Source organism: Haemophilus paraphrohaemolyticus, from assembly GCF_002015045.1.
Lineage (GTDB): Bacteria > Pseudomonadota > Gammaproteobacteria > Enterobacterales > Pasteurellaceae > Haemophilus_A > Haemophilus_A paraphrohaemolyticus.
The window spans coordinates 388,462-405,443 of the sequence record NZ_MUXX01000012.1 but is presented as its reverse complement, the minus strand read 5'-3'; the positions used below and the strand labels follow the sequence as shown (position 1 = coordinate 405,443).

The window sequence follows — 16,982 nt, the reverse complement described above, 5'->3', positions numbered from 1 at the left end:
AATGCCCTTTAGTCTATCGAAATTTTTAATCAGGAATTATGTTCTTGATCAAACTTCCTTCATAAATTCCCTGTTTTATCATCGCACACGGGATTAACGTGCTATTTTTATTGAAATGGCTTGTCACTAATTGCACATTGAGATCGCGATTGATCATTTTTTCATTCAATTTTTGTGTAATTTGCTCAAAGAGAGGAGCTTTAATACGTAGCAGTGGCGAATCGAATAAAATTTTCTCAGTAGAGAAAATATTGACTAAGTTCATCAACATATAGGCCAAGTTGCTACTAATATGCTCTAAAATTGCCAGTGCTGTTGGATTTTTTGCTTCCACTTGTTCGCAGAAATGGCTAATTTTTGCCTCTTTTAAATGCTCGTCATCCATCTCAAAGTTTTTGGGTAGATGTTTATCGATCAATTGAATTAACGCTTGTAAGCTCGCTTGATTGTTGAGTTGATAGCGTTCAATGCTGTCTAATTCAGGGTAAATCTCATCACTTAATGTACTAAAATGAGGCATAAGCATATGATCTACATTCATATTCTGCTCGTGTAATAACGCACCGCGCAACAGAATGCTAAGACGAATCGCATCATCGACTTGTAAGAAGATCACATTATCATCGCCAATTAAACTGCCTAGCGTAGATTCCGCCAATAGCCAGAGATGGAAATGTTCATTGAGTAAAATCGGTTGAGAATAAATTGCTTGTAATTTCTCTACGATGCGACATTTCAACAAATGCTGCCCAAGTTGAATGATGGTATTTTTCTCAGCGTTAATGCGTCCAACGACAGCAATGGAAAGTGCGAGAATTTGTGCATCATTAAGCGGTTGATTTTGACGGAAATTTTGCAAGTTTTCAGCAATAATCTCATCTAAGTTAGGATAATCGCTTAAAGAAAAGGTATAATCTTGGCTGTGAATCACAGAGCCATCTAATTTACAAAGCGAAATGGTAAGATGGTCTGCAAAAATCGTTAGACAGAGCTGTTTCCAGAAAAAAGTAGAAACAGAAAGCCCGACAGCAGGTCTGCCGCGAGAGTTACAATCTTGCACGCTACGTTCTAAAATAAATTGTTTATCAATCAACTGTTTTGTAATGTTGGTAATTGAAGCGGGGGCAAGTCCTGAAAGTTTAGCAAGATCAGTACGTGAAATGAGCTCAAATTGTTCGGTTAGGCGGTAAATATTGCCGATATTTTGAATTTTATTGCCAGTAATCATTAATTGACGTTCTCCATAATTTATTTGTTATTTGCTCCATTTGTTTTTATATTTTGCGGTAATTTTGTAGAAGTACAACCAATTTATACGCATAATGTGATCTAGTTCACATATTTATTTTTAAATTTAAAGAAAATCACGAGAAAAGCCGAAATGAATTCATCAATTCACTACCTTTGGGTGGAAAATGAACAGCAATTAGCTGAAGTTTGTCAAAATGCTCGTCAAGTGCCTGCTGTGGCGTTAGATACAGAGTTTATCCGCGAGCGGACTTTCTACCCGAAACTGGGGCTAATTCAGCTATTTGATGGTAAACAAGTGAGTTTGATAGATCCAACTACGATTGAAGATTTCAGCCCTTTTATTGCATTACTTGCCGATCAAAACGTCATTAAAGTATTGCACGCTTGTAGTGAAGATTTGGAAGTGTTTGAATGTTCTTTTAACCAATTACCTACGCCGTTGGTAGATACGCAAGTGATGGCGAATTTCTTAAACTTAGGCATATCCGTTGGCTTTGCAAAATTGGTGTTACATTATTTAGATATTGAGCTCGATAAAGGAGCTTCGCGTACAGATTGGCTTGCGCGTCCATTAAGCGAAACCCAGTTGCAATATGCCACAGCCGATGTGTGGTATTTGTTGCCAATTTATCAGAAAATGCAGACAGAATTAGCTCAAACAAACTGGCAGAATGCCGTGAATGAAGAGTGTTCTGCTTTTTTAACGAAACGTGAACGCGAGGATGATTTAGACAAGGCTTACATCAAAATTTCAAATGCGTGGCGGTTAGAACCACAGCAGTTGGCTGTGTTAAAATTACTCGCAAAATGGCGAGTGGAAGAGGCGAGGAGTCGCAATTTAGCCTTGAATTTTGTGGTAAAAGAGGCAAGTTTATATGAAATTGCCCGCATTTTGCCAAAAAATCCTTCGCAATTGTTAGATTTTATGCACCCAAATGAAGTCCGCCGGCACGGTAAAAAAATCTTACGTTTAGTAGAACAAGGGATGAATACCCCAGCGGAACTTTATCCTGCCAAAATTGTACGTTTAGTGGATGAGCCTAATTACAAACATAGCTTAAAAGCCTTGCAGCAAAAGCTTACCGAAATTCGACCGCTTGATCTGCCTGCTGAACTGGTAGCAAGTAAGCGTCAGTTAAATCAGCTATTTAATTGGTATATTAAAGGTCGATCTTGTGATCGTTTACCAGAATTATTATGCGGTTGGCGAAAAGAATATGGTGAGCAATTGGTGAATGTATTTAATTAAAATGAGATAAACACTATGGAAGCAAAAAAATTACCCCGTGCATTAGATGCAATTGATTTAAAAATCCTGAACGAACTTCAACGCAACGGCAAAATTTCTAACATCGAACTTTCTAAACGCGTAGGACTTTCCCCAACGCCCTGCCTTGAACGCGTTAAGCGTCTGGAAAAACAGAACGTGATTATGGGCTACCGTGCCTTGCTTAACCCTGAATTGTTGGAAGCCCCTCTTTTAGTTATCGTAGAAATTACGCTTGTGCGAGGTAAACCTGATGTGTTTGAGGAATTCAACCAAGCGGTGCAACAATTAGATGAAATCCAAGAGTGTCATTTGGTATCAGGCGATTTTGACTATTTACTCAAAACAAGGGTTGCCGATATGGCGGCTTATCGTAAATTACTCGGTACCACACTTTTGCGTTTACCTGGTGTGAACGATACCCGCACTTATGTGGTGATGGAAGAAGTGAAACAGACGAATTATTTGTTGCTTAAATAAAAGGAAATATTGTGATTAGACGACTTAAAGGAAAAGAAACTGCCTTTAATTTTCTTTTTGCCCTTTGTGGCTTGTTTGGGATTTATCTTATTCTCGCGTGGGCAAGCTATAGCCCGTTAGATAATGCATGGTCAGTGGCGAGTACCGCCACAAGTGAGCCATTAAACAAAACGGGTATGTTTGGGGCGTGGATGATCGATTTACTTTATGCCTTTTTTGGCAAAGTCGCCTTTCTCCTGCCATTTAGTTTAACGGGATTTTCCGCTTATATGTTGCTTACGCGAGGGGCAGAAAATGCAACGTTTAAAGGCATTTTACTCCGTAGTTTGAGCTTCTTTGTGCTGATGATTGGCTTGGCTGGCTTAGCGAATACCATTTTATCGAACTCGCCGAATTATCTGTCAGGCGGTTTTGTCGGGGCGATGAGTCAAGGCTTGATGAGCGAGCATATCGGGCAATTTGGTAGTTTATTTGTGGCAATGCTACTGACCGCAATCGGGTTCTATTTTTGCTCAGGTCAAACGCTTATTCCATTATTGATGAATTTCTATGATTGGGTAAGTGCGAAAGATACTAAAGTGGAAGAAAAACCGTTGCAAGTGAGACCTGTAGCAGAAGTTGAGCCAACCGAAGATGATTTGCAAGTTGATAGTGAAAATTCACCGCTTACGAGTGAAACACAGCTAGAAGGGCAGTCTGAAGAGCGTGCGGAAGCTGTTATTTCAATGGATGAACAGCTGACTGATCTGACACTCTTTAAACGTCCTAATATCAGCGGTTTGCAGCAAGCTTCTCCTGCTGAAATTTATTCGGCTGAAACCTCTTCTTCTGAGATAGCTTCTGATATTAAGCCTACGACGGTGGCAAAAACAGCAGAGATGAATTTGTTTAATCCTGCAGATATGCATACCGAGCTGCCGAAAATTAGATTGCCTGAACTTGAAACGGAAGTGCAACCGACTCAAACTGAAAATAACATTGGGTTGAATGTGGAACTACCAAAAGTACGTTTAAACCCTGTTGAACCACAAGCAGAGCCTATGGAACAAGCGGTGGATTTTACAGAAAATAGTGCAAATCAGCACACTCAACCGAAAATTAGTGTGCGTTTAACGAATGAGGATTCTGGGGTTGATGCGATTGAACAAGCAGCATCTGAGAATGAAGTGCTTCATTTTATGCAATCCCCTTCGCCTGTGATTAAATTAAGGGCAGAGGATGAAGAGAGAGAAGAGCAAGAGGAGGATTTTGATGCGATTCGTGAACGTGAGTTTGCGGAAATGGAACGCAAGCGTTTGGCAGAAATTGAGGCACGAGCAAAAGCGGCGGGCTTAGAGCATACTTTTAATAAGATTACCGAAGGTTCAAGCCATTTTGAAACGGACTTGCCAACCAATGTGCAAATTCGTACTGAACCTACGCCGTCAAAATTCACTACACCGTTAAAAGCAGCCGTGGGTGCGGAAGGGCATCTCCCCCCCGACTATCCCCGAGGAGGCTACGGTGAAACCTTAATTCATCCGTTGTTGCAAGGGAGTAAAAAATTAGAAAAACCGACTACTCCCTTACCCACATTGGATTTATTGGAAGAGCATCATCCAAGCGGTCAGCAGATGACCGAGGGCGAAATTATTGCCACTTCTCGTCGTATTGAAACTGCATTGGCAAACTATGGTGTAAAAGCGACGGTTGAAGATGTATTAGTAGGGCCTGTGGTAACCCGTTACGAAATTAAACCCGCAGTGGGGGTGAAAGCGGCAAAAATTACCTCGTTGGCGAGTGATTTAGCCCGCGAAATGATGTCTACCATTCGAATTACTGATGTGGTGCCTGGTAAGCCTTATATGGGCATTGAGGTGCCGAATCCGCATCGTGAAATTGTGTGGTTACGCGATTTAATTGCAAGCGATGAGTTCCGTTATACCAAAGCCAAACTACCAATGATTTTGGGGAAAGATTTGGCGAATAAACCCGTGATTATGGATATGGTAGAAACGCCGCATCTGCTTGTTGCAGGTCAAACGGGGGGCGGTAAATCGGTTGGGATCAACACCATGATTTTGAGTTTGCTCTATAAACTTACGCCTGAACAAGTTCGCTTGATTATGATTGACCCGAAACAGGTTGAACTTTCGGTGTATAACGATATTCCGCACCTGCTTACGCCTGTCGTGATTGATATGAAAAAGGCGGCAAATGCCTTACGTTGGGCTGTGGATGAGATGGAGCGTCGCTACACCTTACTGACTCATTTAAACGTGCGTAATATTACAGGCTACAATAATAAAATTGATGAAGCTGAAGCAATGGGTATGCCAATTGCAGATCCAAGTTGGAAAGAGGGCGATTCAATGGACAAAATGCCGCCTGCGTTGGGTAAACTCAGCTACATTGTTTTGGTGGTGGATGAATTCGCCGATCTGATGATGACTGCAGGCAAAGAGGTGGAGGAATATATTATGCGTATTTCACAAAAAGCCCGTGCGGTGGGGATTCATCTGATTTTGGCAACGCAGCGCCCATCAACCGATGTCATTACAGGCGTAATTAAAGCGAATATTCCAAGCCGTATTGCGTTTACGGTAGCAAGTCCTTACGATTCTCGTACTATTTTAGATAGCATTGGTGCGGAAAACTTACTTGGTCGTGGCGATATGCTTTATTCCAAAGCGGGTAGCCCAGAGTTGGTGCGTGTGCACGGGGCTTATATGAGTGATGATGATGTCATGAATGTGGCGGATAATTGGAAAGCTCGTGGCAAACCAGAATATATTGAGAGCATTTTGGAATCGCTTCAAGAGCCTGAAGAACGGAGTGAAGGAGGTACTGGAGAGCTTGACGCGCGTTTTGATGAAGTGGTGGCATTCGTATTAGAAACAGGCATTACAACGGCAAGTGGTATTCAGCGTAAGCTAAATTTAGGTTTTCCGCGAGCGGCTCGCATCTTAGATCAAATGGAGCAAGAAGGAATTCTTTCAGCACCAGATCATCGAGGTAGACGAGAAATTATTTAAATAAGCAAGCGGTGGTTTTTGATGAGTATTTTGCAAAAAATCTTGTTAGAATCACCGCTTATTTATGCCACTTGTATAAATTTTACTAATTAAAGTAATTTTGTACTATTGTAGTAGTACAAAGTGTTTGACATTTTAATTTGATTGCACTACCTTTATAGCCACTTACTCATAACACAATAAGAGAGAACACAATGTCTTACAAAAATGATGACCTTCGTATTAAAAATATTGAACAACTTTTACCACCGATTGCTTTATTAGAGCGTTTTCCTGCAAGCGATGTTGCAGCAGAAACGGTGGAAAAAGCACGCCAAGCGATTCATAAAATTATTCATGGTGCAGATGATCGTTTATTAGTGGTGATTGGGCCTTGCTCGATCCACGATCCAAAAGCTGCACTTGAATATGCTAATCGAATTAAAGTCATGCGTGCAAATCCAAAAATTAACCAAAATCTTGAAGTGGTTATGCGTGTATATTTCGAAAAACCACGTACAACTGTGGGCTGGAAAGGCTTAATCAATGACCCATATTTGAATGAAACTTACGCATTAAACGATGGTTTACGTTTAGGTCGTAAAGTACTTTCAGATATTAACGATTTAGGCGTGCCAGCAGCGGGTGAATTTTTGGATATGATCACGCCACAATATATGGCAGATTTTATGAGCTGGGGTGCGATTGGTGCTCGTACGACCGAATCACAAGTACACCGTGAATTAGCTTCAGGACTATCTTGCGCAGTAGGTTTTAAAAATGGTACCAATGGCAGCGTAAAAATTGCGCTAGATGCAATTGCTTCAGCAGAATCACCGCACCATTTCTTGTCGGTAACCAAATTTGGCCATTCAGCAATCGTCTCAACTGAAGGCAACCAAGATTGCCATATCATTTTACGTGGCGGCGATAAAGGTACAAATTATGATGCAGAATCAGTTGCGGCAGTGTGTGCAGAGATCGAAAAATCAGGTCATCGTCCACACGTAATGGTGGATTTCAGCCACGCTAACAGCAGTAAGCAGTTCAAGCGCCAAATGGATGTATGTGAAGATGTTTGCAAACAAATTGCTGGCGGTTCGGATTTAATTTCTGGCGTGATGATCGAAAGTCATTTAGTCGAAGGTCGCCAAGATCTGAAATCAGGTCAAACGCTTGAAGATTTAGTTTACGGCCAAAGTATCACCGACGGTTGTATTGGCTGGGAAGATAGCGAAAAAGCACTATTCGCTTTAGCAGAAGCGGTCGAGGAGCGTCGTCGTAAACATCAAAAATAATCTTTAAAGTATCAAATCGTAGGGGCGGAGTTTATCCCCGTCCTATTTTCATTTTATAAGGGCAGGAATAAACCCTGCCTCTACGTACAAATTAGAGAGTTTAGAATGAATCATACCATTCTCGCCTTAGATACTGCCACTGAAGCTTGTTCGGTGGCTTTGTTGCATCAAGGCAACATCACTTTTGAAGATGAACTTAGCCCAAGAACGCACACGCAACGCATTTTACCGATGGTCGATGGCTTATTAAAAAATGCTAATCTTTCCATCAAGGAGGTTGATTACTTAGCTTTTGGCCGAGGACCTGGCAGTTTTACGGGCGTACGGGTAGGCGTGGGTGTCGCTCAAGGTTTAGCGTTAGGAGCGGAACTAAAAGTCGTACCAATTTCAAACCTCACCACAATGGCAGAACAGGCTTATCAAGAATTAGGTGCAACAGAAGTGATTGCCTTGATTGATGCCAGAATGAATGAGGTCTATTTTTCGCAATTAGTTCGCACCGAAAACGGTTGGATTGAGAAAGTGAAAGAGCAAGTTTGCTCGCCAGAACGCGCATTAGTACAGTTTCAATTAGATACCGATAAGATTACCGTGGTGGGCACAGGCTGGGCTGCTTATCCGCAATTTTCTGAGCAAAATCTACTGCTTGCGATAAGTGAAATTACCTTACCTTCGGCAAAATATATGCTTGCCTTAGCTGAGCAAGAAATTGCGAAAGGCAATGTAAAATCGGTTGATGAAATTGAACCTGTTTATTTACGCAATGAAGTGACTTGGAAGAAGTTGCCGCATAAGCAGTAAAAAAATTTGTAAGCTGAAATAACCATATTAGATATTTAAAATATTGGTTATTTCAGCTTTTTATTTAGGTATTTTAGTAGAAAAGCATTACCGCTAGTTTATACATAACGGGAGCAAAAATAGAAGAAAGCACGCCACAGGCAACCAGTGCAATTGAGCTATAACTGCCCGTTTTCACGCTATATTCCATACAACGTCCAGTACCTAATGCGTGGGAAACAGAACCCATCGTTAAACCTATCGCACGTACATTTCGTACACCCAACCAGTGTAAAATTGAGAAGCCAAAAACAGAACCAAGTAAACCTGCAATCATTACGCCTACGGCAGTAATCGCAGAGCTTCCGCCAATTTGTCCAGCAATAGCAATCGCAATCGGGGTAGAGACTGATTTGGGAATAATGGTCGCTAAAATATCTTGATGTGCTCCTAAAATCACGGCAAAGAATACGCCAGTGAACATTGTAACAAAGGTACTGAAAAGTAATACCGCGACAATAGGTTTCCATTTTTTACGGATTTGCGGGAGCTGTTCATAAAAGGGTAAAGCTAAAGCAACAACAGAGATGCCAAGTAAATTATTTAGCGGAAAGTTGCCTTGATAATATGATTGATAGGGAATATCGACAAAATAGAGTAATGCCACCACAATTACCAAGGCAATCAGGAATGGATTTAGCACATTGGAACGTAGTTTTTTGCTGACTTGTTGCCCTGCGAGAAAAGCGAAAATGGTTAGGATAGAAAAGAGATAAATCATAGCTGCCTCTATTTATATCGATGGAACATTTTTTGTGCGAATAAACCGATTAACATGAGCGATAAAGTGGAGCTGAGGACATTCGCGAGTAGGAATGAGACCGCGTGCGAATATAAAACATCCACGTGTTCAATAATTTCTGCACAGACCGGGATGAAAAACACGGTCATATAACGCGTTAATGGGCGTGCACTCGGCGTAACCCATTCCACTTTAACTATGCCAATCACAAGGCAAGTGAAGAGCAATAACATACCCCAGATGCTATCTGAGATACCGATAGGAATGAAATAAGCAATCAATTTCCCTAGATAAAGCATACCAAAGAGCAAAGCAAGCGAGAGTAAAAGGCGAATGACTTTGAAAATCACATATCCTCCTAAAAAAACGGTATAAATTCACTTACTTTTTGCAAATCACAATTGAATTTTTTTATGATTTGTAAAAAATAAATTAAATTATACCGCTATAGGCGTAAGAAAATTTGATTTAGCTTAATTTTTCTTTAAAAAATCTTGCCAAGATGTTGCTTGGCATTTTATGTTATTAACAATTGAGAAGAGAATATTTCTATTTTTCTATTTTTTAATGATAAACTGATAAAGAATTAAAAACTAAAGGACGATACTATGCAACCAAAAGCAAAATTCCGTAAGGACTATCGTGCTCCTGATTTCACGATCACGGAGATTTATTTAGACATTCAACTTGATGCAGAGAGAACATTTGTGACTTCTGTGCTCAATGTTGAGCGTAAAACTGAAGGGGCGACTCATCTTAAATTAGATGGGCATAGCTTTGATTTCCTCTCGTTAAAATTGAATGGGCAAGAGCACGTTGAATTTGAGCGAGATACGGAGTCATTAACAGTGAATGTGGCAGCGCAAGCGGATAAATTCCAATTGCAAATTGAAACTGCCTTAAATCCAGCACAGAACACCTCATTACAAGGCTTGTATCAGTCGGGCGATGGAATTTGTACGCAGTGCGAAGCGGAAGGTTTCCGTCAAATCACTTATATGTTGGACAGACCTGATGTGCTTGCAAAATATCGCACAAAAATCACCGCGAGTAAGGAAAAATATCCGTTCTTACTATCGAACGGTAACCGTATTGCACAAGGCGAATTGGCAGATGGTCGCCATTGGGTAGAGTGGGAAGATCCGTTCTTTAAACCAAGCTATCTGTTTGCATTGGTAGCGGGCGATTTTGATTTATTACAAGACAAATTCATCACGAAAAGTGGGCGTGAAGTGGCTCTTGAGATCTATGTTGATAAGGGCAATCTAGACCGTGCAGGCTGGGCAATGGAGAGCTTAAAACGTGCGATGAAATGGGACGAAGATCGTTTCGGTTTAGAATACGATTTGGATATCTATATGATCGTCGCAGTTGATTTCTTCAATATGGGCGCGATGGAGAATAAAGGCTTGAATGTCTTTAACTCTAAGTTCGTATTGGCAAAACCAGAAACTGCAACTGATGAAGATTACATCAATATCGAAAGTGTGATCGCACACGAATATTTCCATAATTGGACGGGTAACCGCATTACTTGTCGAGATTGGTTCCAGTTAAGCTTAAAAGAGGGCTTGACGGTCTTCCGCGATCAAGAATTTACCTCGGATTTATGGTCTCGTCCTGCAAAACGTATTGAAGATGTACGGTTGTTACGCACCGTACAATTTGCCGAAGATGCGAGCCCAATGGCACACCCAATTCGTCCTGAAAAAGTGATTGAGATGAATAACTTCTACACTGTGACCGTTTACGAGAAAGGGGCGGAAGTTATTAGAATGATTCATACGCTTTTAGGTGAAGAGAAATTCCAAAAAGGAATGCAACTTTATGTGGCAGAAAATGATGGCACGGCAGCGACTTGCGAAGACTTTGTTTCCGCAATGGAACGTGCCTCTGGCGTGGATTTAACCCAATTCCGTCGTTGGTATAGCCAATCAGGTACGCCAATTCTCACGGTTACTGATGAGTATAATGAAGCTCGCCATATTTATCGTCTGCATGTGAGTCAGCAAACTCCAGCAACGGCAGATCAAGTCGAGAAACTCAGCTTGCATATTCCGCTTAAAGTGGCGTTGGTTGATCCTACAAGCGGTCAAAATTTACCGCTAAGAAACGAAGCATCGGAGATGTCAGATGTGTTAAATGTGACGGAAAGCCAGCAAACATTTGAATTTTTTGGCGTGAAAGCTCAGTCTGTGCCTGCGTTATTGTGCGATTTTTCTGCCCCTGTGAAGTTAGATTTCAGTTATAGTAAATCCCAATTGATTAGTTTATTGAAATTTGTGAAAAATGATTTTGTACGTTGGGATGCGATTCAATCTCTCTTTAATGGCGAATTAAAAGAAAATTTAACCCGCTTGCAACAAGGCGGAATGATGCAATTCTCGCACGAGTTTGGTTCTGCGATTGAGATGTTGCTTGATAATGTGGAAGATCCGCAACTTACCGCATTAATGTTGACGATGCCGAAAGAAACCGATTTTGCCGAGTTATTCGACACGATTGATCCTGTGGGTATTGCGAAAGTACGTGAGTTTCTCATTGAGTCAATTGCGGCTTATTTTGAAGACCGTTTATACAAACTTTATAATGCGAATAAATGCGGTACATATCTTGTTTGCGAACAAGATATCGCAAAACGTGCATTGCGTAATGTCTGCTTGTCTTACCTTGCCTTTACCGATTTAGGTGAGAAATTGGTTAAAACTCACTATGAGCAGGCAAATAATATGACCGATACGCTTGCTGCACTTTCAGCTGCAACTAAAGCGGAATTAGAGTGCCGTGATGAATTGTTAGCAGACTTTGAAGCACAATGGTATCAAGATGGCTTGGTGATGGATAAATGGTTTGCATTGCAAGCCACCCGTCCAGATGAAGATGTATTGGATGTTGTGCAGGGCTTGTTACATCACAGAAGTTTTAACTTCAACAATCCAAACCGCGTGCGTGCAGTCGTGGGTGCATTCGCAAGTCAAAATCCGAAAGCCTTCCATAATATTGATGGTTCAGGTTACCGCTTCTTGGTGGATATGTTGATTAAATTAAACGATAGCAATCCACAAGTAGCTTCTCGCTTAATTGAGCCGTTGATCAAACTTTCTCGCTATGATGGTCAGCGTCAAACCTTGATGCGTCGAGGTTTAGAACGCTTGAAAGGGCTTGATAACTTGGCTCGTGACCTATTTGAGAAAATTGACAAATCTTTACACTAAATTTAAAATCACCCTCAGTAATAACCAGATTCTGAGGGTTTTTTATGTCTAAATCAAACATTTTTCGTCCAACTTTTATTGCGTTAAATGTTGCTGTGATGTGTGCAGGGATGCAAGCCTCAATGGTTCGCAATGATGTGGACTATCAATATTTCCGCGATTTTGCTGAGAATAAAGGGCAATTCTTTGTCGGTGCAAAAAATATTCCTATCCTGGATAAACAAGGTAAATCAGTAGGTACAATGTTACCGAATTTACCAATGCCAGATTTACATGTGGCTAGCCGAGTAAGTGGTGTAGCAACCTTGTTTAATCCTCAATATATCGCTAGTGTTAAACACAATAGTGGCTATGGTTCTGTGCAATTCGGTGAAAATAGTAATAATACAGATAACCATCACTTTGATTATTTGATTACTGATCGTAATAATCACGATAAATACGACTTCCATTCCCCTCGTTTGCATAAACTGGTTACTGAAGTTACCCCAATTCCATTGAATAATATCGCTTTTGATAACAATAGAAAAACAGGACCAAAAAATGGTGCGTTTTTAGATAAAGAGCGTTACCCGTATTTTGTACGAGTGGGATCTGGGCGTCAATATTTACGTAATAAAGATAGTAAAGAAAAGACATCTCTTACTTCCGCTTATAATTATCTTACAGGTGGTACCCCGCTTAAACCAAATAGTTCAATGGATAATTGGGTACTATTTAGTGGTGATCTTTATGAAATGTTGGGCACCTATGGCTTACCAGGTGATAGTGGTTCAGCTTTACTTGCTTATGATGCTAAAGAGCAGCGTTGGGTATTAGCGGGCGTGCTTTCTACTTTCAATGGCTATGATGGTAAAAATAATATTTATACAATTATACAGCCTGATTCTATTCATCGTGCATTTGAAAATGATGAAATGACAGTAAGTCTAAATGGCTCAACTTACTCATGGCAAAATCGAGGTGTGGGTAAGAGTGTACTACAAAGTGGCAATCAAGCAGTCGAAATTCCTGTTACAAATTTAAATGTGGCGTCTAAAGATGAAAGTCGCCAACGTCCGTCGTTAGATAATGGAAAAACGGTGCATTTTACTGGACGTGATGGTTCAACTCTTGTGTTAAAAGAGAGTATTAACCAAGGTGCAGGTGCCTTACATTTTAACCAAAATGCGATAGTTAGAACTGATAGTAATGATGTGACTTGGCTTGGGGCTGGGGTTGTAGTTAATGGCAATAAAACGGTTAATTGGCATGTAAAAAATCCTAAAAATGATCGCTTGTCAAAACTTGGAACAGGTACGCTTTATGTTGATGGTCAAGGCAAAAATTTAGGGGATATTAGTGTAGGCGAGGGCACAGTTGTTCTTGACCAAAAATCGTTAAATGGTCAGCAACAAGCCTTTAACCAAGTGGGGATTACTAGTGGGCGTGGCACGGTAGTTTTAGCAAACGATAAACAAGTAAATCCTGATAATATCTATTTCGGTTTTCGTGGTGGACGTTTAGATGTAAATGGCCACAATCTTACTTTCCATAGAATTCAAAATTCGGATGATGGTGCAAAAATTGTTAATAATAGTCGTACCCAAGCAGCCGAAATTAACGTTATTGGGCGTGATAATTTTGCTCAACAAGATATTGAATGGGTAAATTGGGGGCAACAGCCGACGACATCATTAGCGATTTATGAATACAAAAATAATCATAGGAATAACCGATTAGATTATTTTCGTTTAAAAGAAGGAAAAAATCCTAGAGCCTATTTCCCTTGGGATATGGAAACCACAAATGACTGGGAATTTTTAGGAAATAATAAATCTGAGGTTATTCAGAAAGTATTAACAGAAGCTAATGCCCGAAAACATCTAGATACGTATAGCGGATTTTTGGGGGAAACTGATCAGCGATATCACAATGGAAGATTATCAATTGCTTATCGTCCTCAAGTTGCAAATAGTATTTGGGCTTTAACAGGAGGAACGAATCTTAATGGTAATATTTATGTAGAAAATGGGAAGTTGCTATTGTCAGGTGTTCCCGTTCCACACGCCTATGACCATCTTAATAAAAAAGAGGTAATTGAAGAAAAAAATTGGATTAACCGACAGTTCAAAGCAAATGAATTTGATGTGGCAGGTAATGCGACTCTTGAGAGCAGTCGTAATGTTAGTGTATTAGAAGGTAACTTTAATGCACGCCATAAAGCTCAAATTCAACTTGGATTTGCACAAGGTAAATCTGATGAATGTATTCGAGAAAGTTATAGTGGTACAACAAAATGTTCAGAAAAGGCCGTTATTTCTCAAGCTGCATTTAATAGCGTACCTGTAACAAGTGTATATGGTGATGTTTCGTTAGAACATCAGAGCCAGTTTAGTTTAGGCAAGGCTCATTTAATGGGGCGTATTAATTCAGTAGGTGCAGAAACACAAGTTAATTTGTTACCACATAGTGAATGGACATTAAACAATAATAGTGTTGTTGGAAATTTGTTTCTTGCACCTAATAGCCAGATAACGCTCAATAGTTTATATGATGAGATGAGTTCTACTTACAAAGGATGGGTGAAATTCAACCAGTTGGTAGTGGATGGGCAATTAACAGGTAATGGACATTTCCGTTTCTTAACGAATGTAGCGGAAAGCCGTGGTGACAATGTGGTTATCAATGGGTTAGCCTCAGGTAATTATTTGCTATCACTGAAAAATACAGGGGAAGAGCCGAAAAGCGTAAACCCATTGAGTTTGGTCAAATTGAATCATCCTAATCAGCATCGTCAAAATGCACATTTTGCTTTGGAAAATGGTTTTGTGGATTTAGGTGCATATCGCTATATTTTAGCTAACTTCAACAATGATTACCGTTTATATAATCCATTGCGTGATGCTGAATTACATTTCGGTATTAATCCTGAGTTAGTAGCAAATAGTCAGCGTGAGTTTAATGTTGTACATCAAGCTTTAGCAGATAAAGAGAATGAGTTAGTACGTTTACGAAGCTCACATGCAAAAGCGGAAGGTCTGAATAAAATTGATCGGAATCGTGCAGCTCGCCTATTAGAGGATATGCGCAATACAACTAATAGCTACAATCAAGCTAACTCAGAGTATAATCAAACAGCTCGTATTCGTTTTATTAAACGTGGTAAACTATATAAACAATTTACTCAATTAAAAGTTTTATTAGAAAGACAACGCAATGAATATCGTAGTTTGAGCGAGCAAGAGACTCGTAGCCAACAGGAAGTTCAAAAGTTATTGAATCTAGTTAATCAAACAAAAACAGATTTACATTCAATTGAATCTCGCCAAGATAATGTATTGGAGGAAATGAATCGTTTACAGGCTGGTTTGTCTAGTAGTATAGCTCGAGCTCAACAGCTTTGCGAAGCTCAGAATTTATCTTCTGATATATGTCGGAAAGTGGCTAAAGTAGCGAATGAAGGTAATGTTACTTTATTTGAAGAGGAAATTGATGCAAGTATTGAACGTATAGAGTTGGCACAACAAGCATTAGCTAATGCTCAAGGTAACCAAGGTAAGACGGATATTGCACAGTCTTCCTTAAATAAGGCTGTATTAGCATTATTAGATAGCCTTAATAAGGCTTACCAAACTGAGCAAGAAGTTCAACACTTTTTAAGCACGCAATCAGGAACAGTGTCCATACCAGTTCAATCACAGTTGATCAGCCGTTATTCGAATACAGCACTATCGGAGTTGTCAGCGAATGTAAACGGCGCATTGCAAATTGGGCATAATCTTGACCGCCATTTATTGAGCCAAGATCCATCTAATGTGTGGGTGAATACGGAATCGACTAAACAGACTTATCGTTCCGATTATTACCGCCCTTATAAACAAACGATAACATTGACGCAAATCGGCGTAGCTCAAGATGTGACGGACAACGTGAAAATCGGGGCTATACTTTCCGATTCTCGTGCAAACAATGAGTTTGATGAGAATGTTTCAGGCAAAAATCATTTAACCTCGGTCAATGCATTTGTGAAAGGCAACTGGGACAACGGCATTTTCGCAAGTATGGATTTAGGTTATGGTCGCAGCCGCAATACGATGAAATTTGACGGTGTGGATAACGCATTTCATCGCAATATCTTCAATGTAGGCGGAAACCTTGGAGCAAGTTGGGATCTTAGCGGTTGGATGAATGTACAACCTTCTATGGGTGTACGTTACTATCGTTTATCTGGGGCAAATTATAATCTTTCCGAAGCGAAAATTGACAGTAAAGCCTTACACTTAACCGCTTACCGTGTAGGCATTAAACTTGATAAAACTTTCGATCTGAACGATATGAAAGTGATCCCAAGTTTCACGACTAACTATTATGATGCGACCCAACGCAAACTTGCGATTGATGGAACGTTAAGCGTAAACGATGTGGCAATGAAACAACAATTCGGACGTTATTTCACCCACGAACTTGGCTTAAGCGCACAGTTCAACCAATGGAATTTCAGCACTTACCTCGGAATGCTTAAAGGTTCTGATGTCGCACCGCAAAAATTTGGTGTGGTAAAAGTGGGCTTTAGTTGGTAAGAAACTCATTATTGAGTTTGTCGGCTTTGGTTAGTAGGCTATTTCAATGAAAATTACTACTATATGATACGTCTAACGATTTAAAAAAGGTAATGTTGTTTTCTCACAAAAAACCACCGTTTAGCGGTGGTTTTTTTAAGTTTATAGGCGTTATTTTTTACCTGCAAAGGCTTCATAAAGGTTATGACGATCATCTAAAACAAATCCGTCTACCTCTTCGACATTATGTCCCCATAAACGTACCTGCATAAGGTGTGCACACTTGTACTCCATCAATATTTGCATGAGCCACATCACCAAAACTTGCGATGCTATCTACGGACATTATCGTTCT

10 protein-coding genes are annotated in these 16,982 nt (G+C 40.1%); 7 read left to right on the top strand and 3 right to left on the bottom strand.

Annotated features, from left to right (window positions below; genetic code table 11):
* Positions 1-25: 25 nt before the first annotated feature.
* A complete protein-coding gene (locus B0184_RS07460) occupies positions 26-1,228 on the bottom strand; it encodes an ROK family protein (protein ID WP_005710051.1) in 1,203 nt (400 codons plus the stop codon).
* 153 nt (positions 1,229-1,381) lie between these two features.
* Here B0184_RS07460 and rnd point away from each other — a divergent pair, with 153 nt between their 5' ends.
* From rnd to tsaB, 5 genes are all read left to right on the top strand, one after another.
* Positions 1,382-2,500, top strand: a complete 1,119-nt coding sequence (gene rnd / locus B0184_RS07455; protein ID WP_005709884.1) for a ribonuclease D — start codon at positions 1,382-1,384, stop codon at positions 2,498-2,500.
* A 15-nt stretch (positions 2,501-2,515) separates the two neighbouring features.
* Positions 2,516-2,998, top strand: a complete 483-nt coding sequence (lrp, locus tag B0184_RS07450) for a leucine-responsive transcriptional regulator Lrp (protein ID WP_005705549.1) — start codon at positions 2,516-2,518, stop codon at positions 2,996-2,998.
* An 11-nt stretch (positions 2,999-3,009) separates the two neighbouring features.
* A complete protein-coding gene (locus B0184_RS07445) occupies positions 3,010-6,012 on the top strand; it encodes a DNA translocase FtsK (protein ID WP_005709878.1) in 3,003 nt (1,000 codons plus the stop codon).
* 194 nt (positions 6,013-6,206) lie between these two features.
* On the top strand, positions 6,207-7,289 hold the full coding sequence (aroG, locus tag B0184_RS07440) for a 3-deoxy-7-phosphoheptulonate synthase AroG (protein ID WP_005709971.1): 1,083 nt from the start codon (positions 6,207-6,209) through the stop codon (positions 7,287-7,289).
* 105 nt (positions 7,290-7,394) lie between these two features.
* Entirely contained in the window at positions 7,395-8,090 is a 696-nt protein-coding gene (gene tsaB / locus B0184_RS07435; protein ID WP_005709856.1) for a tRNA (adenosine(37)-N6)-threonylcarbamoyltransferase complex dimerization subunit type 1 TsaB, read from the top strand.
* Between the two features lie 73 nt (positions 8,091-8,163).
* Here the strand turns inward: tsaB and B0184_RS07430 are convergent, their stop codons facing one another.
* Together B0184_RS07430 and B0184_RS07425 are read right to left on the bottom strand one after the other, a co-directional pair.
* Positions 8,164-8,850, bottom strand: coding sequence for an LrgB family protein (locus B0184_RS07430; protein ID WP_005709893.1), 687 nt, complete (start codon positions 8,848-8,850; stop codon positions 8,164-8,166).
* 8 nt (positions 8,851-8,858) lie between these two features.
* Positions 8,859-9,170, bottom strand: a complete 312-nt coding sequence (locus B0184_RS07425) for a CidA/LrgA family protein (protein ID WP_371510835.1) — start codon at positions 9,168-9,170, stop codon at positions 8,859-8,861.
* 309 nt (positions 9,171-9,479) lie between these two features.
* Between B0184_RS07425 and pepN the strand changes: the two genes are divergently transcribed.
* Positions 9,480-12,086, top strand: a complete 2,607-nt coding sequence (pepN, locus tag B0184_RS07420) for an aminopeptidase N (protein WP_005709912.1) — start codon at positions 9,480-9,482, stop codon at positions 12,084-12,086.
* 44 nt (positions 12,087-12,130) lie between these two features.
* Positions 12,131-16,648, top strand: a complete 4,518-nt coding sequence (locus tag B0184_RS07415; protein ID WP_005710000.1) for a S6 family peptidase — start codon at positions 12,131-12,133, stop codon at positions 16,646-16,648.
* Positions 16,649-16,982: the final 334 nt, after the last annotated feature.

Coding starts and splice junctions, on each gene's coding strand:
- aroG (WP_005709971.1), top strand. CDS start 6,207: ATGTCTTACAAAAATGATGACCTTCGTATTAAAAATATTGAACAACTT.
- pepN (WP_005709912.1), top strand. CDS start 9,480: ATGCAACCAAAAGCAAAATTCCGTAAGGACTATCGTGCTCCTGATTTC.
- B0184_RS07430 (WP_005709893.1), bottom strand. CDS start 8,850: ATGATTTATCTCTTTTCTATCCTAACCATTTTCGCTTTTCTCGCAGGG.
- tsaB (WP_005709856.1), top strand. CDS start 7,395: ATGAATCATACCATTCTCGCCTTAGATACTGCCACTGAAGCTTGTTCG.
- lrp (WP_005705549.1), top strand. CDS start 2,516: ATGGAAGCAAAAAAATTACCCCGTGCATTAGATGCAATTGATTTAAAA.
- B0184_RS07460 (WP_005710051.1), bottom strand. CDS start 1,228: ATGATTACTGGCAATAAAATTCAAAATATCGGCAATATTTACCGCCTA.
- rnd (WP_005709884.1), top strand. CDS start 1,382: ATGAATTCATCAATTCACTACCTTTGGGTGGAAAATGAACAGCAATTA.
- B0184_RS07425 (WP_371510835.1), bottom strand. CDS start 9,170: ATGCTTTATCTAGGGAAATTGATTGCTTATTTCATTCCTATCGGTATC.
- B0184_RS07415 (WP_005710000.1), top strand. CDS start 12,131: ATGTCTAAATCAAACATTTTTCGTCCAACTTTTATTGCGTTAAATGTT.